The sequence below is a fragment of the Rhodococcus aetherivorans genome, from assembly GCF_025722975.1.
In the GTDB taxonomy this organism is placed as follows: domain Bacteria; phylum Actinomycetota; class Actinomycetes; order Mycobacteriales; family Mycobacteriaceae; genus Rhodococcus; species Rhodococcus aetherivorans.
In genome coordinates this window covers 1,025,496-1,045,362 of the sequence record NZ_CP106982.1, presented here as the reverse complement: position 1 = coordinate 1,045,362, position 19,867 = coordinate 1,025,496, and the positions used below count along the sequence as shown (strand labels likewise).

Annotated in this window: 13 protein-coding genes and 6 pseudogenes; 6 read left to right on the top strand and 13 right to left on the bottom strand. The window is 64.6% G+C overall.

The genetic code is table 11. The annotated features are described in order from the left end of the window. Positions 1 to 4: 4 nt before the first annotated feature. Complete coding sequence (locus OCS65_RS04915; protein WP_043802893.1) at positions 5 to 667, bottom strand: chymotrypsin family serine protease; 663 nt, start codon at positions 665 to 667, stop codon at positions 5 to 7. Between the two features lie 44 nt (positions 668 to 711). Continuing rightward, a complete protein-coding gene (locus OCS65_RS04910) occupies positions 712 to 1,512 on the bottom strand; it encodes a DUF6319 family protein (RefSeq protein ID WP_263509035.1) in 801 nt (266 codons plus the stop codon). Between the two features lie 145 nt (positions 1,513 to 1,657). On the opposite strand from OCS65_RS04910, the gene OCS65_RS04905 reads away from it, so the two are divergent. Both OCS65_RS04905 and OCS65_RS04900 read left to right on the top strand, forming a co-directional pair. Beyond that, positions 1,658 to 2,692, top strand: coding sequence for an adenylate/guanylate cyclase domain-containing protein (locus OCS65_RS04905; protein ID WP_029546367.1), 1,035 nt, complete (start codon positions 1,658 to 1,660; stop codon positions 2,690 to 2,692). Between the two features lie 226 nt (positions 2,693 to 2,918). Next, a pseudogene (locus tag OCS65_RS04900) lies at positions 2,919 to 3,128 on the top strand (transposase); the annotation flags it as partial. On the opposite strand, the pseudogene OCS65_RS04895 reads toward OCS65_RS04900, so the two are convergent. The 4 genes and pseudogenes from OCS65_RS04895 to OCS65_RS04880 all read right to left on the bottom strand — a co-directional run. Continuing rightward, a pseudogene (locus OCS65_RS04895) lies at positions 3,075 to 3,545 on the bottom strand (pyruvate kinase); the annotation flags it as partial. The pseudogenes OCS65_RS04900 and OCS65_RS04895 sit on opposite strands and share 54 nt — an antisense overlap. A 230-nt stretch (positions 3,546 to 3,775) precedes the next feature. Next, positions 3,776 to 4,540, bottom strand: coding sequence for an IS21-like element helper ATPase IstB (istB, locus tag OCS65_RS04890; protein WP_263507379.1), 765 nt, complete (start codon positions 4,538 to 4,540; stop codon positions 3,776 to 3,778). Between the two features lie 57 nt (positions 4,541 to 4,597). Next, positions 4,598 to 6,136 carry an IS21 family transposase gene (gene istA, locus OCS65_RS04885; protein ID WP_006938289.1) on the bottom strand — a complete coding sequence of 513 codons (1,539 nt, stop codon included), beginning with the start codon at positions 6,134 to 6,136 and terminating at the stop codon, positions 4,598 to 4,600. A 115-nt stretch (positions 6,137 to 6,251) separates the two neighbouring features. Continuing rightward, positions 6,252 to 6,536, bottom strand: a pseudogene (locus OCS65_RS04880) (hypothetical protein); the annotation flags it as partial. 56 nt (positions 6,537 to 6,592) lie between these two features. Between OCS65_RS04880 and OCS65_RS29840 the strand changes: the two are divergent. Continuing rightward, a pseudogene (locus OCS65_RS29840) lies at positions 6,593 to 7,727 on the top strand (IS630 family transposase). 55 nt (positions 7,728 to 7,782) lie between these two features. Here the strand turns inward: OCS65_RS29840 and OCS65_RS29915 are convergent. Both OCS65_RS29915 and OCS65_RS04865 read right to left on the bottom strand, forming a co-directional pair. Next, positions 7,783 to 7,902: pseudogene (locus OCS65_RS29915) on the bottom strand (hypothetical protein); the annotation flags it as partial. 12 nt (positions 7,903 to 7,914) lie between these two features. After that, on the bottom strand, positions 7,915 to 8,643 hold the full coding sequence (locus OCS65_RS04865) for a glycerate kinase (protein WP_420833231.1): 729 nt from the start codon (positions 8,641 to 8,643) through the stop codon (positions 7,915 to 7,917). A gap of 612 nt (positions 8,644 to 9,255) precedes the next feature. Between OCS65_RS04865 and OCS65_RS04860 the strand changes: the two genes are divergently transcribed. The 3 genes and pseudogenes from OCS65_RS04860 (at position 9,256) to OCS65_RS04850 (ending at position 12,247) form a co-directional block, all read left to right on the top strand. Continuing rightward, complete coding sequence (locus OCS65_RS04860; RefSeq protein WP_168580169.1) at positions 9,256 to 10,725, top strand: MFS transporter; 1,470 nt, start codon at positions 9,256 to 9,258, stop codon at positions 10,723 to 10,725. A 682-nt stretch (positions 10,726 to 11,407) separates the two neighbouring features. After that, positions 11,408 to 11,554: pseudogene (locus tag OCS65_RS04855) on the top strand (MspA family porin); the annotation flags it as partial. Positions 11,555 to 11,605: 51 nt separating this feature from the next. Continuing rightward, the gene (locus OCS65_RS04850) at positions 11,606 to 12,247 is read left to right on the top strand and encodes an MspA family porin (protein ID WP_263509027.1); all 642 of its coding nucleotides are present in this window, start codon (positions 11,606 to 11,608) and stop codon (positions 12,245 to 12,247) included. 2,403 nt (positions 12,248 to 14,650) lie between these two features. Here the strand turns inward: OCS65_RS04850 and OCS65_RS04845 are convergent. From OCS65_RS04845 to OCS65_RS04820, 5 genes are all read right to left on the bottom strand, one after another. Continuing rightward, positions 14,651 to 15,016, bottom strand: a complete 366-nt coding sequence (locus OCS65_RS04845; protein WP_168580172.1) for a cupin domain-containing protein — start codon at positions 15,014 to 15,016, stop codon at positions 14,651 to 14,653. 5 nt (positions 15,017 to 15,021) lie between these two features. Beyond that, positions 15,022 to 15,945 (bottom strand): zinc-binding dehydrogenase, encoded by a 924-nt coding sequence (locus OCS65_RS04840; protein WP_420833245.1) that lies wholly within the window; start codon positions 15,943 to 15,945, stop codon positions 15,022 to 15,024. Positions 15,946 to 16,214: 269 nt separating this feature from the next. Beyond that, positions 16,215 to 17,342, bottom strand: coding sequence for a hypothetical protein (locus OCS65_RS04830; RefSeq protein WP_263509025.1), 1,128 nt, complete (start codon positions 17,340 to 17,342; stop codon positions 16,215 to 16,217). A gap of 10 nt (positions 17,343 to 17,352) precedes the next feature. After that, positions 17,353 to 18,165 carry an HpcH/HpaI aldolase family protein gene (locus tag OCS65_RS04825; RefSeq protein ID WP_263509023.1) on the bottom strand — a complete coding sequence of 271 codons (813 nt, stop codon included), beginning with the start codon at positions 18,163 to 18,165 and terminating at the stop codon, positions 17,353 to 17,355. Between the two features lie 222 nt (positions 18,166 to 18,387). Then, entirely contained in the window at positions 18,388 to 19,593 is a 1,206-nt protein-coding gene (locus tag OCS65_RS04820) for an amidohydrolase family protein (protein WP_168580174.1), read from the bottom strand. Between the last annotated feature and the right edge of the window lie 274 nt (positions 19,594 to 19,867).

Below are 19,867 nucleotides of genomic sequence, written 5' to 3'. Positions count from 1 at the left end.
TACGTCAGATGGGGCGGTAACCCGCGCCGACGCCGCCCCGGGCGTCGACGTCGCCGAGGATCGTGACGAAGTTGGTGCCCACCTCCGGGCCGATGCACGGTGTGAGCAGGTAGGCGTTGACCATCGCGACGAGCGTCGTGCCGACGACCAGCGGGGCGCCGGAGTCGCCCTCGACGACGCACACCTGCGTCCAGGTCTCCTGGGAGTTGAACACGTCGCCCCACACGACACCACAGGTGTTGCCGGTGGTGCGGCCTTCCTTGCACGCCACGTTGGGGAACCCCACGGGGGTGCCGACGCCGGTGATGGTGACGTTGCCGACCCGGTTCACCGGCGCGACGCGGCCGCGGTCGAACTCGATCACCGAGTAGTCGAGCACCTCGTTGGTGCCGACGATGCGCCCGACGACCCCGGCCCCGGGGTCCGCCTCGGACTTCACGGTCGTCCCGGGACCGCCGCAGTGGCCGGCGGTGAAGCCGACGAGCCGGCCGCCACGGTCGTTGCCGATCGTGGCGAGCGTGCAGTCGAACAGATCCTCGGATCCGTTGCCGAGCGTGATGCCCGACCCGCCCCCGAGCGGAACCGGCGGCGCCGCCACCGCGACCCCCGTCCCACCTGTCAGCAGTGCGACCCCCGCGACGATCGCCATCGCAACGCGCTTGAACATGAGCCCTCCCGCCTGGCCGGTTCCGGCCGCATCAGCGGATCAGACTACCCGGTCGGGCCCGATCCCAGGCTCTCCAACGCCTTTCTGGCCTCCTCGAGTTCGCGGCTGAGCTGCGCGACGCGTTCCTCCGCGGCCTGGCGCGCCGCGTCGATCACGGACCGGACCGCCTCGAGGGCCGCCTCGTCGCCGAGCTCGAGCACGGCGCGCTCCACGGCGTCGGGGCTGACGGGATTGGCCTTGCTCAGGCGCCGGGTGCCCTGCGCGACACCGACCGTCCACTCCTGCTCGGGGTCGATGGTGATGGTGACGGTCACGCCGGGCTGCTTCTTGGGCCGGCGCGACGCCGCCTTCGGCTTCGGGGTCGCGCCGGTCTGCGGTTCGGGTGCGGTCGGCGGCACGGTGGTGGTCTCCTTCGTGGCGGGGGTGGATGCCGGGGACGACGAGCTCTTCGGGGCGGGAGCGCGGGAGGGACCCGACGCGGTGGGCTGCGACGCGGACGTGCGCGGGGTGGTGGGGCGCGGGGTGGTGGGGCGCGGGGTGGTGGGGCGCGGGGTCGATCGATCCGCGGCCTTGCGGATCGGCTTCGACGGCTCCTTCGTCAGACGCAGCTCCTCGGCCTCGAAGGGCAGCTCGTCGTCGACGCCTTTGGGACGGACGGTGACCGTGCGGCCCGCCACCGACACCGCCCGGGCCGACGCGCCCGGGGCGATGCCCAGGCTCGGAATGCCCTCGATGAGATAGACGGTGGCGCGGCGACCGTCCGCGACGGCGGTGGACAGCTCGGCGAGCTGCTCGTCGGTGAGGTGATCCGGGCCGGTTGTGCCGGCTCGTCTGCGGGGCGGCATGCCACGTCCTTTCGGGCTGGGTGGTGCAGGAGGCGCGATCACTGTCGCACACAGGTGCGACACTCTCGCGGATTCGTTGCGCGCCCGAACCGAGGTGGGCCATGCTGGGTCGGCCGGTCATGTTCGGCGGCCGGGAAGGAGCGACGTGAGCGCGTCGGAGCAACCGGAGCTCGAGCCCGAGCTCCTGCAGGCCGTGCAGGCCGAACTCGAGCGGACCCTGCTCGGCGGCGAGCGTCGCTACACCCAGCGGGAGAGCGCCGACCTGGCCGGGGTGGACTCGGAACGCGCCCAACGGCTCTGGCAGGCGCTGGGATTCACCGTGGATCCGGACCCGGACGCGCGGACCTTCACGGACGGCGACGTCGCGGCGCTGCGGAACATCGACGCGATCGTGGCGAGCGGCGCCCTGCACCCCGACCTGGAACTGGCGGCCGCCCGGTCGCTGGGACAGTCCATGTCGCGGCTGGCCGAGTGGGAGGTGGCCCTGATGAACACCCACATCCTCGATCGGCTCGAGACCGAGTACACCGGGACCACCCCCTCCGAGCGGGAGATCCGGTCGTTCGTCGACGAACTGCTGCAACGGGTCCTGCCCCTGACCGAGACCTTACAGCTGTACGTGTGGCGACGGCACCTGGCGGCAACGACGGGACGCAACGTGGTGCGGGCCGGGGGCGAGTCGGCCGGCCGGGTCCTGGTCGTAGGCTTCGCCGACATGGTGGGGTATACGCGCCTGACCCGCCGGATCGACGCCGACGAGCTCAACGACCTGCTCGAGGACTTCGAGTCGACCGCGACGGGGATCGTGACCCAGGGCGGCGGCTGGGTGATCAAGACCGTGGGCGACGAGGTGATGTTCGCCGCCGAGGATCCGGCGGACGCCGCGCGGATCGCGCTGGCGCTGCAGGAGTCGTCCGGCTCCCGTCCCGACGCCCCGGATCTCCGGGTGGGAATGGCGCAGGGGCCGGTCCTGGCCCGGTTCGGGGACGTGTTCGGGTCGGCGGTCAACATCGCAGCGCGGCTGACCGGTGCCGCGCGGCCGGGAACGGTCCTGGTCGATTCGACCCTCGCCGGCGTGCTCGACGGCGACGACCGTTTCCGGCTGCGTCCCCTGCGGGCGCTGCGGGTCAAGGACTTCCACCGGCTGCGGCCGTCGGTGCTGCGTCCGCCTCAGGACTGAGACGCCGGCACCGGGACAGTCCGAGAACGCCGACGGCCCGGTCGCGCGCTCGACGATGCCGGGGGTGGCCCTCGAGCAGAGGTGCTGCGCCGGTCCCCAGATCCCGGGCTCACCGTCCCGAATCCGGGGTACGCCATTCCCTCAGCGATCCCTGCGGTGGCGAACGGTGGCCGCACTCGGTCGTCCGGGACGGGATCAAGTCGCCCCGACGGGGCCGGCGACGATCTTGTTCTGCTCCGACGACCCGGCGGGGCGGAGTGAGAAGGGGTCAGGTCGACGCCGGAGCGGACGTCGGTCTCAGCACACGGAGGAGTTCCGCCGGGACGCGGTCGCGTTGTCTCGCGCAGTCGGCGGTGCCCGCACCCACGCGGCTGTGGCCGCGGACCTCGGCATCAGCGGCGAGACCCCGCGGACCTGGGTCCGCAAGGACAACGCCACTGGCTTCGGCCAGTCGGGCGTAGGTGGTCGAGACTCGGTCGTGGTCCCCGGGACAGTCGTCGACGGTGACCCGTACTGTCTCTCCGGTGGCCCAGACGGTGGCTCCGTCGACGAATCGGCCGAGGCGGATCCTGGGGCCTTGCAGGTCGGCGAGAATCCCGACCGATCGGCCGGTGGCCGCTGCTGCCGAGCGGACCCGGTCGTAGTTCGCCCCGTGGTCGATGTGCTCGCCGTGGCTGAAATTCAGCCGAGCGATGTCCATCCCGGTCTCCATCAGTGCACGTACCGTGCTGTCGGTGGCGACTGCAGGCCCGAGGGTGCAGACGATCTTTGCTCTCCGCGGTGAGAACAGGGCGCCGGGGCCGGCAGGTAGTCGGGTGGCGAACTGGCGAGAACGATGCTCGGTGACAGTCATGAAGTTCCTCCAGAAGGAGTGCGGTACAGGCGTTGGAGGTGCGATCGAGGGTGACGGTTACAGGACCGCGAGAGTGCTGCGGGAGTAGCGCGGAAACGCGGTGTCGCCTGCGTAGCGGGCGGAGTCTGCGAGGTGTCGACCGTCACGCAATTCCCCAGGGGTTTCCTTCACGTAATTCCCCATGCTCGGGCGTGCTGAGTCGAGGGTAGCCCGAGCGGCGGACATGCGGATCAGGTTGCGTTGGCGGCCCGGTTGCCGGGTCGTTTTCGGGGTCGGTAGGACGGTCCGTCCATCAGGGCTTGATGGCTGGTGTTGATGAGCCGGTCGAGGAGGGACTCGGCGACGATCGGGTTCGGGAACAGTGGATACCAGTCCTTCGGGGCGCGGTTGCTCGTCAGAATCAGCGGTTTGCCGGCGATCGCCCGGTCCGAGACCAGATCGTAGAGGTCGTCGGACTGAGTGGTGGTGTGCTCACGCATGGCGAAGTCATCGATGATCAACACCAGCGGCCGGGTGTATTCGCGCATCCGCTGGCCGATGGTGCGGTCTGCATGGCCGCCGGCGAGATCGGCGAGCATGCGGGAGCATTTGACGAACCGCACGTCCCCGCCGCGGCGGGCGACATGATGGCCAAGCGCCTGTGCCACATGGGTTTTGCCGACGCCAACGGGTCCGTAGAGGATGACCGACTCGCCGGCATCGAGCCAGCGCAGGGCGGCCAGATCCCGCAGCATCGCCGCCGGGAGTTTCGGGTTCGCGCTGAAATCGAAGTCCTCGAAGGTGGCCTGTTGCTCGAACCTCGCCCGCCGCAACCGACGGGCCAGCGCCGCCGTTTCCCGGCGGGCGATCTCGTCCTCACACAGCACTTGGAGGAATTCGAGGTGTCCGAGCTTCCCGTCCCGGGTTTGGGCGAGCCGGGCGTCGAGCGTGTCGAGCATCCCGGTCAACTTCAACGTCTTGAGCGCAGCCCGCAGGCTGGGATCATGAATGGTCATCACAGAAACCTCACTGGTTCAACGTGATTGCAGGAACAGTTTGGGGCGGGGTCACGGTCAGGCGGTGCGTTCGGCGTCGAAGGCGTCGGGTCCGCGCAGGAACGCCGACGTCGGCGCGGCGGCCGGGGCAGGCTGTCCGTCGTGCTCGGTGCCGGCGGCGAGGATGCCCTTGACGGTGCGGTAGCTGGGGTCACCGACCTCGAGGGCGCGGGCGCACGCCGCATCCAGGCGCCGATCCTCGTAGCGATCCCGCAGCCGGACAATGCCCTGGATCGCCCGTAGCCGGTGCAACGCGTTGACCTGCGACAACTCGGCGACCACTGCGACCGCCGCCGGGCCGATCTGCTCGGCCTGCGCCCGGCACCAGGACACGGTCTGCAGCGTGTAGGCGATCTTGTGCGGCGGATAGTGCTCAGGGTTCGTCGACCGCCCCGACAGGTGCAGCACGTGGGTGGCGACCACCTGCTCGGCGTGGAAGATCTGCACCACGTCGCCGCTGGTGCGGACCAGCACCTGCTGGCCGATCAGCCGCCAGGGCACCGAATACAGGGCCTTACCGGCCTTGACATGGCAGTCCGGGGCGACCTTCCCGACCTGGTAGAGACCCGGTTCGAATGGTCGCGGTGGCAGCTTTGTGAGACGGTGCTTTTCGGCGGCTTCGAACACCGCTGTCGGTTGTGCTCCGTCGAGACCGCGGTGCTGGTGCCGGCCGTAGACGTCGGTGCACCAGGTCAGGGCGGCGTCCTGCATCTGCGCCAGGCCGGTGAACTCGCGGCCCTTGAAGAACGAGTCGCGGATATAGGGCATCGGACGCTCGATCCGCGGTTTGTCCTTCGGCTTGCCGGCGCGGGCCGGATCGATCAACAGCCCGTAGAACAGGGCGAGCTCGGCATAGGCGCGGTTGATCTTCGGGTCGTACAGGTCCGGCCGGTCCACCCCGGTTTTGAGGTTGTCGCACACCATCCGGGCCGGGACACCGCCGAAGAACTCGAACGCCGCGACGTGCGAGGCGCACCACGAGGACTGGTCCATCCGCAGCACCGGCTGGACGAACAGCATCCGCGAGCAGGTCAGGATCATCGCGAACGCCCACACCGCCACCCGCCGGTCGGTGGCGGGATCGCGCCACATGCCGAGCTTGCCGTAGTCGACCTGGGCCTCGTCGCCCGGCGGGACCGGGCCACGAGGCACCGTCACCTTCGTCTCCGCGATCTGGTCGGCGAATTGCGCTGCCACATAACGACGTACCGTCGACTCGGACACCGCGGTACCGTGGTCGTCCCGCAGGCGTTGCGCGATCGTCGCGACCGTCACCGACGCCTTCAACTGTGCGTCGATCCAGTCGTGGTGCGCGGCGATCGCCGGCCACGTCACCGCCCGCGCTGCCGGGTCGCCGACCTCGGGAAACCATCCCGAGATCAGCTCCCGCCAGAGCGCGTCGTCGAACTTGCCGCCCTCGCCGGGCGCCAACCCGGCCGCCAACGCGGGTGCCAGGTATTTCCGGATCGTCTTGCGGTCGATCCCCAGGGCCGTCGAGATCTGCACCTGAGACCGGCCGGCATGCCAATGCCGGAACAACTCCATCAGATCGATCATCGTCCACGTTCTCCTTGCCACCGTCAGGCCCCTTCCCGGGCCTTGTCGGTGGCCCAGTCAGGAGCGAACCTGCAGCAGCGCCGGAACCCCGGCCGACACGCCCCAGGGTGGGGAATTACGTGACGGCCGGGTGGGGAATTACGTGACGGACGAACCCCTCAACCTGGGGAATTACATGACCGCTGACAGCGAGGTTCTCGTCGATGCGCATTAGCTGGTTGTACTTGGCAACACGCTCGCTGCGAGTAGGAGCTCCGGTCTTGATCTGGTCGCTGCCGACAGCCACTGCGAGGTCGGCGATGGTGGTGTCCTCGGTCTCGCCGGACCGGTGACTCGTCATCATCTTGTAGCCGTGGCGGTGGGCGAGGTCGATCGCGTCGAGAGTCTCGGTGAGCGTGCCGCTCTAGTGCCGCGTCAGTGAACCTTCGCCTCGATATGGTGTGACACGCTGGTCGGGTGGTTGAACGAGTACGGGTGCGGGAGATCGACGACGACGAGGGCAGACGCCTGGTGCGGGTCATCCGCCGCGGCACCGGGTCGGTGGTGACCTGGCGACGGGCGCAGATGGTCCTGCTCTCGGCGCAGGGCATGGCGGTGCCGAAGATCGCCGAGGTCAGTTTCACCAGCGCCGACCGGGTCCGCGACGTGATCCACAACTTCAATGCCGACGGGTTCGAGTCGCTGTATCCGAAGTATGCCGGTGGTCGGCCGAAGAAGTTCACCCTCCCGGAACGGCGGGAGATCAAGAAGATCGCCAAGTCCGCCCCCGTCGAGCACGGTCTGCCGTTCTCGACCTGGAGTCTGACCAAACTCGCCGAGTTCCTGGTCGCCGAGGGGGTGACCCGTCGACATCAGTCACGAAGGTCTGCGCGTGCTGCTCCGCGAGGAGGGTGTCTCGTTTCAAAAAGTGAAAACGTGGAAGCGATCCAAGGACCCGGAGTATGCGGTCAAGAAGGCTCGGGTCGAGCACCTGTACGCGATCGCCGACGGCGAGGTCGTCTCCGATCCCGGTGAGCCGCAGGTGATCTTCTGTCTCGACGAGTTCGGTCCGCTGAACCTGCAGCCCCATCCGGGTCGGCAGTGGGCCGAGCGTGGCGGCAAGCACAAGGACCCGGACCGGGAGCCGAGGCGCCGCCGGCGGGCGACCTACACCCGTCCGCACGGGGTGCGGCATCTGTTCGCCGCATACGACCTCGGTAAGGACAAGCTGTACGGGCATGTGAAGGCGACGAAGAACCGCACGAAGTTCCTCGAGTTCTGCCGCTATCTGCGCAGTCTGTATCCAGCCGCGGTGCGCGTGGCGATCGTGTGCGACAACTTCGCCCCGCATCTGACCACCAGTAAGTGCCGGCGGGTGGCGGAGTGGGCGGAGGCGAACAATGTCGAGTTCGCGTACACCCCGACGAACAGTTCGTGGTTGAACCGGATCGAGGCGCAGTTCACGGCGCTGCGGTACTTCGCGCTCGACGGTACCGACCACGGCAGTCACCGGGAGCAGGCGTCGATGATTCGCCGCTACATCATCTGGCGCAACAAGCACGCCGAGGACGAGCGGCTACGCGAGATCGTCGACAGGGCAAACGTAGCCTGATGCGGCACTAGTTCACTTTCGCCAGTAGCGCGTTGGCGGCACCTTCGACGATTTACTTCTCCAGAGGCTCAGGATTGGTGACAAACAGGTCGTCACTGACGGATAGGTAGCCGATGCCTTCGGTGTAGAACTCGGTCGCGGCCGCATCGAGAGCCAGTGCGATGTCTCGGCCGACATCGGTGAGGGATCAGTCGAAGGCGGCAAGATCGATGAAGTACTCGGCTCCGCAGATCATCTGGGCACCGAGCAGCATCGCTGCGAAGCCGATGCCGCCGGCGTTGCCCGCACCCGGGGCGTTCGCGATGTCCCTGGCGTGGGGGTACCCGCTGCGGACGAATGCTTCGACGAGGTTGTCGAGGCCGGCGTCGAGGAACCGCACGTCGGCTCGGGTGGCTCCCTTTTGCGGTCCGTTCACCGCTGCCGCTCCGGTGGGTCCGACCAGTGGGTGGGTGACGTCACCGGCGACGATGATCTCGATACCCGCCAGGTTCACCGTCCGTGTGGAGTCGATCGTGTGGATCAGAGGCAGGGTACGCCCGCAGGCCCGGAGCTGCCGGCCGTCGGCGTCGTGAAAGGTGAAGCCCGAGGCCGCCAGCATTCCAACGCCACCGTCGTTGCTGGCGCTGCCACTCAATGCGAGCACCAGTCGGTTCGGGTCGTGGCGGAGGGCGTGCCCGATGGCCTGGCCCAGTCCGAGGCTCGACGCATCCAGTGGCGCTTTCCGACCGCCCGGTAAGGTGGTCAGCCCGCAGCTGTTCGAAATCTCGACCACGGCGGTGTTCTCGCGCACGGCGATTCGGCCGTAGTTCGGCATTCCGGTCGCTCCGGCCACGGTCACGGGGTGCGGGATGAACCCGGCGGCCACCGCGGCGTCGACGCAGCCGGCGAGCGGAAGCAGACGACTATCGATTCCCATCGTGGCCGGCCCGGTCGCGTGATGGTCTGCAACGTGCGCCGCAGTGAGCGATGGCCGAGACGGCCGGTGATGCGGGCCCGGGAGGGCATGCAGCGGCTGCTGAACTTTTGTGCGTGGGACTGTGACGGGCTGCGCGATGACGTGCGCGAGATCGTGGTCGGGAGCCGACATCTCGTCGAGGATCGGCCACCGGAAGCGGGGGAACATCCGCACCTCTTTCCACCTCACCGTTCCACCTCACCGCGAAGCCCGGTGTAGTCAACCTCGGGGACCGTCCGTCGCCATACAACCCTTCCTCGACACCGGCCAAGGCCCCCTTCCACACCACGGTCCTCGGAGGATATGACAGACAGAAGAGTGTGTCCTCCATGGACATTTGTTGGTGACCGCTGTAGGCATACTGTCAGCTATGTGCTGCGGATCACCATTCCGATCTGCACATCCGAGTCCGACCCACGCAACAGGCATTCAACAGCGGGTACGCCCGCCATGCGCCTGACAGGACTCGAATACAAGTACAGCAGAAGCCGCGGGCACCATGACCTACTCGGCCATCATCGGTAGTGCCGCCAAGGTGCATCGACGAGCGCCATCACGTATCGGAGGACCAAAGTGACGAGATCCGACCAATCGTGTCGGCCCAGCATCAGCCCCACGCTGACACTGGCAGTCGTTATTGCATCAGTGTTTGCCTACAAGGGCCTCGAAACTATTCTTTCCCCTGCACTACCCTTGATCCAAACCTCGCTTGGAGCCAGTGAAGCACAAATCGCATGGGTCATTACTGGCGTGCTACTGGTGGGCGCTGTGGCCACCCCGCTGGTCGGCAGGCTGTCAGATATTCGAGACAAGAAGACAATTCTATTGTGGGTGCTGGGCATTGTCGCTCTCGGGACTGCCGTCTCAGGGCTCTCCGTGTCGGTTCTGATGCTCACAATCGGTCAATTATTGCAGGGCGTGGGGCTCGCAGTCGTTCCCCTTACTTTCGGCATCATCCGCGATACACAGACCGAGCAACGGATTAAGTCCGGAAATGGGGCTGTGATCGGATTTATCTATGCCGGCACCGCCTTCGCGCTTGTGGGATCGGGACTGATGGTGAGCATCCTCCCTTGGAGGTGGCTCTTCTCCATCCCATTTGCAATCCTTGTCATCATTTTCTTTGCTGCTACGCGCTTCGTCCCGCCCTGTCCGCCCGCAAACCATGGGCGCGTCGACTACAGCGGGGCGGCACTTCTCGGCACTGGCATGGCGGTCATCCTTGTCGGGATTACGAAAGCTCCTGACTGGGGGTGGCTGTCTGTCGAGTTCGGGGCAGCACTGTTGATTTGCGTTGCGTTTTTCTCGGCTTTCGCCATTGTGGAGTTGCGCTCGCCTGAGCCACTTATCGAACTGAGGTTGCTCGCGACCCGACCGCTTGCTGTTAGCTGCCTAACCTATATGTTGGTCGGCTTCGGCACCAACGCTCTGTTTCTTGCGGTGCCGATGTTGGTTCAGCAGCCCGCAATCACTGGATATGGATTAGGAGCCACCGAATTCGCAACCAGCCTGCTCCTTCTGCCGATCGGGCTGGTCGGGGCCGTAGCAGCGCCGATTACCGGGTGGCTTGACGGGCGGATCGGCGGACGGCTCACGATGATCGGTGGCGTACTGCTGACAGGTGTCGCGTTTGCCTTGCTCCTCGTGGCCAACGGCAATTTCATTGTGGTCCTTTGCGCAACAATTCTCATCGGCGCATCGGGTGGTATCACACTCACTCAGGCAATGAATACAGTAGCCCTTACATCCCCGGCCAGCCGAATCGGGGCATTCAGTGGCCTAGCGTTTGTGGTGAAAGCTGTGGGTGGAACGCTCGGCGTCCAGCTTGCCGGAAGTATCCTCGCCACCGGGTCGACCGAAAACGCACCGAGCTGGGGCTCGTTCACCATTGTGTTTGTTATGGGCATCGGCGTGAGCGTTCTTGTAGCGATGAGTTGCCTGCTTCTTCCCGCAAAACCCACAGGCGTGTTCGAGCCGGCAAAACGCTCCGACGTGAAGGAACCAGTCGGGCAAGCCCCAGTGGAGCAATCGACTACCTCCTGACCCGCTGCGGGGTCGCACTCGACGCCTGGACCGGCGAGTGCGACTCCGCAACTGACGAGACACCTGTGCCACTTGAAATATTTGTTTAAACAACGGATTGGCAACCGCCTCCACATCGATATTGAGCGCAACCTTCGAACCGCTATAATCTTATGAATTCACGTCTACACCGAAAAGACAATCAGTCCCCTGATATCGACTTCTGGATTACAGGGGCTCAGCCACCCCGAGAGCAAAAAGTCAGGTCGACCAAACGACCTCGGACGCCCCTCAATCATTGCGAGGAGGGCGCGCGAATGCTTGAGTTCGCCGAGGCCTGGATCTCCTATGGCGGCGCACCCGACGAGGAAATATTCGTCAGGTACGGAATGACGAGAGGTCGTTTCATACAGCAACTTTGGCGTCATATTGATGAGTTGGGACTCGACATGTCAAGCGTGAACTTGCTTGCCCTCACGTATCCCCTCAAATCGGGTTAGTCGCGCTACAGAACATCTGGTCCGCAGCGCAAACAGAGCCTGCCACAGCTGTCGACATCAGCCCTTGAAGGCCAGCTGCTAGCGGAGCACAAACCCTAAGTGACCGCGCCTCGCCAGAGCTGCCGCTTTCTCATCCTGCAACCGCGGACTGTCCACCGTGTCGCGCGATCCTGACCAGCTACAGAGAAGACCTCGTCGTCGTCGACGGCGACTACAAGCACGTGCGATTCGCCAACGTCTACGGCGCCGCCACCGGCGTCATCGGCGCGATCTCGGTCCGCCCCTTCGTCCGCGTGATCACCGCGAACGGCGACAACGTCACCACCTACGGCAAGGTCTGGACGATCTAGTCCTGCTCGCCCCACCCCGCAGTAATCCCCACCAAGAAATACGGAGAAATCATGGGAATCAAGTCGCGTGGCTTCAAGGCCGCACGTAACGCCGCGGTGTCCGGTGCCGCCGTCCTGGGCCTGGTCCTCGGTGCGACCGGCTCCGCGCAGGCTGCGGTCGACGATCAGAACCGGATCGTCTCCACGGACGGCTACGAGGTCGTGGTGACCCAGGAGGACACCTTCATCCAGGGTGTTCCGGCCCTGGGTGGCAGCCCGTTCAACCGCGAGTTCTTCCACAACGGCCGCGGCACCGCGAACCTGATCGGCGAGGACGCTGCCGACGCCGAGGGCACCACGTTCCAGTTCGGCTACCAGTTCGCGTGGGCCGGCAGCATCGACGGCGCCATCGGCGTCACCTACTCCACCCCGGGCCTCGAACTGGAGCTCTCGGCTGCGGACGGTCCGACCGCCACCATTACCGACATCCTCCCGCAGGCCTACGCCGAGCTCGAGCTGACCCCGGCTCCGGGCATCGAGGAGCTCGTCGTCGCCGAGGGCGAGTTCGACGGTGACTTCAAGTCCGTGCAGGTCTCCAACGTTCACGGCGCCGCCTCCGGCGTCATCGGCGCCGTCCAGGTCCGTCCGTTCGTTCGCGCCATCACCGCGAACGGCGACAACGTGACCACCTACGGCAAGCCCTGGACCATCTAGTCTCAGCAGGGCCACCTTTGGTCCAGGCAAGAAGCCGAGACTCGGTCCCGAACCGGATCGGCCGGTCCGGACCGAACTTGGCTCGCGCCTCGGCACCACTGCCAGCCTGGTTTGCGGCAGCGGCCGTTGTCGGCGTTCATCCAGGCCTCGATGAACGCCGAAAAGGCACTGTGCGGCGCTGGGTGCGGGCAACGCTCTATTTCTCTGGTGCCAGCGATCCATCAACTACCAGCACGGGGTCTTCACATCGCGTCGAGCCCGCGAGGTGGCCATCCCAAACCCAGGCAACGGTCCACCGAAGGACCCAACCGAATCAGCAAATACGTTGGGTACAAAAGCAATCTGATATAATCAAACCGGCCAAAAGGCCGCTGCCGGGGAGGACGGCGGTACGCTTTTGGCACCCGCCCAGGTATTTGCGACAGATGTCTGCACGCTCGGATCCTGCAGCCGTCGCGGGCGGTCCGGAGTGTCACCTCGCCAGGCGACACCGCGCTCTCACTGCCCCCTGCCAATGACGAGCGCGAAAAGGTCGTCCCTAGTGCCGACTCACATTAGGGACGACCTTTTTCCGAGTGACTGCGCCTCCTGATCTCTGGACAGAAGGCGCAATCCGTACGCCCAGCTCCTCAAGCCGGTGGTCCCACATCAAGATGAATGACCTCACGAGGTTCAAAGGCACCTGGCGGCGATACGCACGAGGATCCTGCCGTACGAGCGAGGCGACCGAAACACACTCACACCGCCTTCGCGGTAAAACAGCTGCGGCCCGTCCGCACATTGGCGACCAGGTCGTGCGCATCGGGAGCGCGGGCGGAAAGCAGATCCTCCTGCAATCCAGGCCCAGGATGCGGGGAATGTCGAAAATCGTCCGTCTCTGGGCGAGCAACTCGTGTACAGCGAAGTGACGTTCGCTGGTGCGGGTGGCAATGCAGCCCTCGACCACTCCGGTCGTCTGTCCACCGGGCGGGCCGGTGCCGTCTCGCTCCGGTCGACGGTGAGGGTGCCGGTCGGTGTGTTCAGGTCGGCGCGGTGGCGGACCACCGTCTTCTTCACCGCACCGACCAGGTCACGCCACAAGTGCCAGCGATCGGCGACTTGGACGGCCTCGGGAGGACCGGTACCGGTGCTGTCAGCGTACGCTCCAGCCCGATCCCGGCACACGACCTTACCCCCAGACGCTCTCGCAGCCACGTCGCGACCGTGCCCTTGGCGCGGCGGACGAGCCGTGGCCTCGACGGAGCGCGAAGTCATCGATACCCAGGACCGGGACCTGGTCGATGGGCCCGTCGGGGATCGCACGTACTTCCCGCAGCACGCTGGCGCGACCCACCGTGCCCTCAGAGCTGGTCCGCGAGCCGGGCACCGGCCCGTGCAGACCTAGGGACCTCGATCATGGCCGCCGATGCGGGGTGCGTCGGCTCAACGACTACGTAAAACTGAGGGGATCTGCTCAGCGAAGACCTTTGTGGCGCAGTCGAGGGTATGGCAGAAGAATCCCCGGATCCCCAATGTCGATCCGAACCGGATACCCGCCGATTGCGGTATCGGCACGCTCGCGACGATATCGAGAATGCACTCGACGCGCTTCTGTCGTCACAACGCGGGCATACCGCCCGCTCACCCCGCGGCAGAGCCTCGACGCGGATGGTCGCGCCAACCCACCGGACGTCGAAAACATCGACACTCTCCAAATGCGGGGACGAATCCATCCCGCCGTCTGCAGCGCACCCGCACGATCCTCAACCACCGATGTCAGTGCTGGCCAACGACGCCCATTGCCTTCACCGAATGTGGGCAAGATTCCACATCAAGATGGCCGTTAACCGCACAGGAGCGCACGGATTCCACCTTCTCGTCCGCAAACCGCCACACCGTAGGTTGAATGTACATAGAGCGCGACCGACAGCCCGGTCGAACAACCACCGAAACCGATGGCCGGCCTAGGAGTCGTTCATTGCCCGAGCCAGCACGCCACCGGTCCGCGCTAGCTCGATACCCACCTCACCAGGTCGGAGCGGACCGAATCAACGGGCCCGACCTCGGATCGCCGTTTGGTCGACGTGCCACCACCCGGGGCAGAGCGACGGTGACCAGGCGCGGAGGGCTCAGCTGCAAGCGTCTGGCTCTCAGAGCATTTCAGACTCAATATCTATCGTCGAAATCGGGAGCGTCGTGCACAGCGGTTGACAGCGCTTTGTCGACAAGGACTACTGCGACAGCCAACGCCCAAGACACCGGCGTAATAAATATTTTCGATACCATGATCTGCTCCTTGAATGAATTTGGACTACTTCACTTCTTTGCGGTGCTTCCAACGCAGGTGGCGCGGCGACGGCATGCGATCGGTAGCGTTACTGTCGCCAAGGCACAGTCGGCCCTCCTGCGCCATTGGACACCGTTTCATTGGAACGGCACGCCGGTAACTCCACGGTCGAAGTCCACGTAGTCCTGACGCAGCGGGTGAAACCCTTCCACAAATATTGCTCCCTCGGAGCCGACCCGTAATCCGTGCTCAACGCCACTCGGGATTACGTATCCGGATAGTCCAGTCAGTTGGCGCTGCTCCCCCTCGACCAGCAGCGTGGCCTCGCCCCGCAAGAGCATTCCGATCTGTTCTTGCGGATGCGTGTGGATCGGGACCTCCGTGCCCGGGTCGAAAAGCACGTATGTCAGCTGCAGATTCTCGCCGAGGATCCCCCGCCCGGTCATGCCGGCTATCGGGCTGTAAGGGGCGATATCGCAAATATTCATGACTTTCGCGGCCATGCGGGTCACTGTTCCACCTCGAGCACGAGCTTGCCTAAGGCTTTATTCTCTTCCATGAGCTCGTGTGCGAAATCGATACGGGACCAGGGTAACGCCCGATAAATTATGGGCCTCAACTCTTCGGGAGCCTGATTATCAACCGTGTCGGGCCGGAATGTGGGAATATCTCTGCGTAGCGCTTGAACTACGTCAGACTTTTCAGCTGCGGATCTGGTACGGAAAGTGACTCCGACTATTTCCAGACGTTTGAACGCCAGTGCCTCCATATCCAGCGTCCCTTCGGAGCCGCCGAGTCTACCGATCCCGATGATCCTCCCTTGAATCGCTGCGGCTGCCACGTTATCGGGAAGCAGGCCACCCCCGACGTAGTCGAGAATTACATCGAGTCCCTGCCCCCGAGTGACCTCCAAAGCCCTGGATGCGAAGTCGCTGACGCTGGTATCGACCAGTTCGTCTACCCCGACGCGTTTCAGCAGGTCTCTGCCGCGTCCTGACCGCGAGGTTCCGATGATCTGGGAGGCTCCCAGGTATCTGGCGAGTTGGACGGATTGAAGACCGACAGCCGAGGTGGCGGCATGAACGCACACTGTCTCACCACTGGCCATGCGCGCCGCAGTGATCAACGCGTTGTGTGACGTCATGAAGCCGACTACTGCGGCGGCGCCTTCGACGTACGACCAGTTTCTCGGAAGTGAAAGTAGCATCGAGGCGTCTACGACCACCTGCTCTGCGTACCCGCCACCCACCATCGTCATTACTCGGTCTCCCGGAACGAAACCGCCCACATCCGACGAGACCTCGATGATTTCCCCGGCAACATCCAAACCGAGGGGCTGCAGCGCTGGGGCGCTGGTGGTCGAATGATAGGCGCCGTTCCGCTGGAGCAAATCCGCACGATTCACGGATGCGGCGTGCACCCGGATCCTCACCTGGCCTGGCTTCAACGTTGGCTCGGGAAGGTGCGCGAACGTAATCGATCCGCCCGAGTTATGGTCGATGACTATGGCTTTCACTTGAGCTCTCTCTCATTACATGTTTCAGGAGAAGACCGACTGGATTGGCGCGGAGCCGCAAGCACCAGACCGCGTACCGAGCGCACACTGAGCCAGATTCTGGAGAGAATTTCGCTACCCGCGGCTTGACGGCCTCCGCGTTCATTGGACGCGCGTGTTATCGATACTCCGGTACGGCATCTGTGTCACACGTTGTGCAGGCACTCGATGAGTAGCGTTCCGGGCCCTTCCAATCTGGACGAAGCCACCAGGCCATACGCTCCGCCGGTGTCCTTAAGCGCTGTGATCATCGTGGCCAAGCAGCGCAGTTCCTCCGCCGCACCCAACAGACCGAATGCGAGCGCGCCGCCGCGAGGGTTGAGCATGTAGGGACTTACACCGAATTCCCTCAACCACATCAGCGGCGAGACAGCCCCCGTCTCGGGAACTTCGAAGTGGTCGATTCGATCGACCGTGAGTTCGTTCGAATGGAGGAAGGCGCGCACACTATGAAATCCTGCTGCAGGATCACCCGGCAATGTTGCTTCCCTCGGAGTTTCAACTCCGACAAGCCGAGCCCGAGGGTGGACACCCAACTCGTCAGCGCGCTCAGCAGTCATAATCAACAGCGCTACAGCACCGCACGCATCATTCGGCATAGGGTTGTCTTGTGCCGGCGCGGCATAGGAATACTCGGACATGCATCGCATAGGTGTCGGCTCGATCAATCGACTACCGGCTACCGTGTTCGAGCGTCGGGTACGCTGGCCGGCAATGCGCCCGGAGCTTCCCAGCATCGGCACGATGTCTTGCCCAATGGTCTCTCGCAGGAAGTCTCCGGATCGAGCGCACTCGTCCGCGCGCTGAACAGAATTCAAGGCATAGTCCCATTGGTCATCGCGGGTGATTCCCCATCGATTCGCCACCTGCTCTCGGCAAAGTTGTGGCACCGTTTGCGACCTATCAAGGACTGCCTCGGACGTCGTGCCCCATCCGGCAGAGACGCCGCTGATCACAGCCACTGTCTCGGGTTTTCGCTGAACGAGACTCTGTGCGTGTTGAACCGCAGCAATGGAGGACCGGACGCGGATAATCCTACGGTTGCCGTGGGGCCGCAAGTTGTTGGGCGCTCGTCGGCAGTGGTGTGTTCGGCGCTCGGTGACTTCGATAACCGATGTGATGTATGAATGGTCGATCTTCGCTCTTTCGAGTAGGCCGGAAACTACCTCAGCTCGTAACCGGCGCATATCCGGCGGAGGCGAGCCGGGCATGGGTGCAGTTTGCTGAAAGAGGGAGGTTCTGACGGCCTCGATGATGACGACTTCGCTTGGCATGGGGACTACCCTAGGAAGATCTCAATGTTGCTCGGCTTATGGGAAGTACGGTGTCGGGCACACCTGCACCTCGACTCTCCAAGGCGGCCTTGTTCGCCGTCTCGCGGAGGTGTCGTACGGCCTGGCGGATGAACAGAAGTACTCCGCCGTGCACAATGAACTGTGCACCTTGCGCGATCTCATCGGTAATCGCGTTCGGGTCCGGTTGGAACACTCCATACGCGATACCTTTTTCGGCGCACATCTTTCGGACCTGCTCCTGCGCTTCGACGACGAGTCGATGGTTCGTAGTTCCGGGAACCCCGTAGAGCTGGGCCAGGTCTCCGTTCCCGACCAACGCCATTCCGATGCCGGGAACTAGAAGCTCGTCGAGGGAATCGACCGCTTCCGGCGTCTCGATTACGAGTGAAAGCAGTAGGTTGTCGTTCGCCTGTCGCATCGCCTCGACCGGATCGTCTATCGCCTGATAGTTGACATTCGCACCGCCTACGATCGCAACTCCACGCCGGCCTTGTGGGTGGTAGTACGCAAGCTCGAGCAGGTCACGCACTTCTGAGGGCTGTCGGACATGCGGAATGAGCAGGGATTGGCAGCCGGCATCGAGCAATCGCGTGATCCACGCATAGTCGATGTGCGGCGGCCTGACCAATGGGGTGATTCCAGCTCCGTGCGCGTGCGCCACGAGATCGAACACGGTCTCGGAATTGCGGAGGTTGTGCTCCTGATCGATGAACACGACATCCGCACCCGCGGATGCCATCGCGTAAATCGTTCCGGGGTCACGTGATTCGTTGAGGCTACATCCGATCGCAAGCTGGCCCACACGCAGTAAGTGGAGTAGCTTGTTTTGCCTATAATGCATCTGGCTCCCCTTCCCGACTGTCGAACGCTCCTGCGTCTGACGGCGATCGTTGAATGGCTCTTTGCGGTGATGCGCTGGCGGTGACACAGCTGGGAGATGGATGTGCCAGCAGGCACGGCGCTCTGGGGTGTGGGGTGGGGGCCCCAGAGCGCCGCGGGGGTGTGTTGCCGCAGTGGCGTGGTGTCAGACGGTGACGGCCTGGTGGGGGTTGACGCCCTGCTTTTCCAGGGCCTTGGCGTAGAGCCGGGCCGCGTTGTCCCACAGCACGGCGCGGCGGACCTCTTCCGGTTGCCGACCGAGGACGAGTTCGATGTTCTCCTCGAGGGTCGGCCGGTGGTAGCCGGTCGGATGCGGGAAGTCCGTCTCGAACAGGATCGGGCGCAGCGAGAGCGTCTCGAGGTGGTAGTCGTCGAGCTCTTCGAACCAGAAGTTCAACGACACCTGCCGCTTGAAGAAGTCGCTGGGCAGCATGTCCCCGAACTCCGGATGGGACCGGAAGACCCCGTTCTTCTGGAAACGCTTGTCGAGCGCTTCGAGCACGAACGGTGCCCAGCCGATCCCGCTCTCCACCGAGACGAACTGCAGCGTGGGGAACCGCGCGAGGATGCCGGACATCAGCAGGTCACCGACGATGACCGCGTTGGCGAGGTACATGTGCGGCCCGTCCCGGGCGATCAGCGCACCGCCGGTGACCTCGTCCTCTTCGTTGCGCTTGAGCAGCTCCCGGAAGTCGCCACTGGCGGTGTGGAAACTGACCGACAGCCCGGCCTCCTCGCAGGCCTTCCACAGCGGATCCCATTTGCGGCTGCCCAGCGGCGGCTGCCCGTGCTCGTGCGGGGCGCCGGTGGTGACGATGCCACCGAAACCCGCGTCCGCCAGGCGTTCGATCTCGGCGAGGGTGGCCTCGAGATCCCAGTACGGGATCACCATCATGGGAATGAACCGGCCCGGGTACTTCTGCACCCATTCGAGCTGGAAATCGTTGTACGCGGCCAGGTGCGCCATCGCCAGCTGCGGGTTGGGATGCTGCACGAACGGCTTCCAGTCGAACCCGGCGAGGTTGGGGTAGAGCACCTGCATCTCGAAGCCCTGCGCGTCCATGAACGCCACCCGGGCGTCGACGTCGTACGCCGCCGGGTTCGCCTCCTCGAGCCGCGCCGGCCCGGTGCCGTCGTGGACGTCGGAGTTGTAGTGCTTCCACCCCCAGTTCGCCCAGGTCCATGCGCCCTTGAGCGGCTCGTCGCCGAAGAACCACAGATCCGACTGGGTCTTGTCGTCCCACTTGACGTGCAGAACGTCCGAACCCCACGCCTTGGGCAGGCGATCGGTCCACAGATTCGCCGGCTCGATGAGATGAGTATCGGTGTCGATAACCCTGTACTTGCTCACGGCACCACAATCCTTCCTGACTCGGTACGTGATGAGACCCTCTAAATCATCTATAGGAACTCGGTCTGTGTCAACCATCACGCCGCCAGGCACACGAACATGTAGACAGCTGAACCCGAGCCGCCGTAAGCGGCCTTGGGCTCGACAGGATCGGCTCCAAACGCGCTCGCGCCTCTGTGCAGCGTCGCCAAGCAGGGCTCGTGACAATCGTGGGCGCCGAGCGCAACCGATTGGGGCGGAGTACTGGGTTAGCGGTGGGTTAGCGACGGTCTTC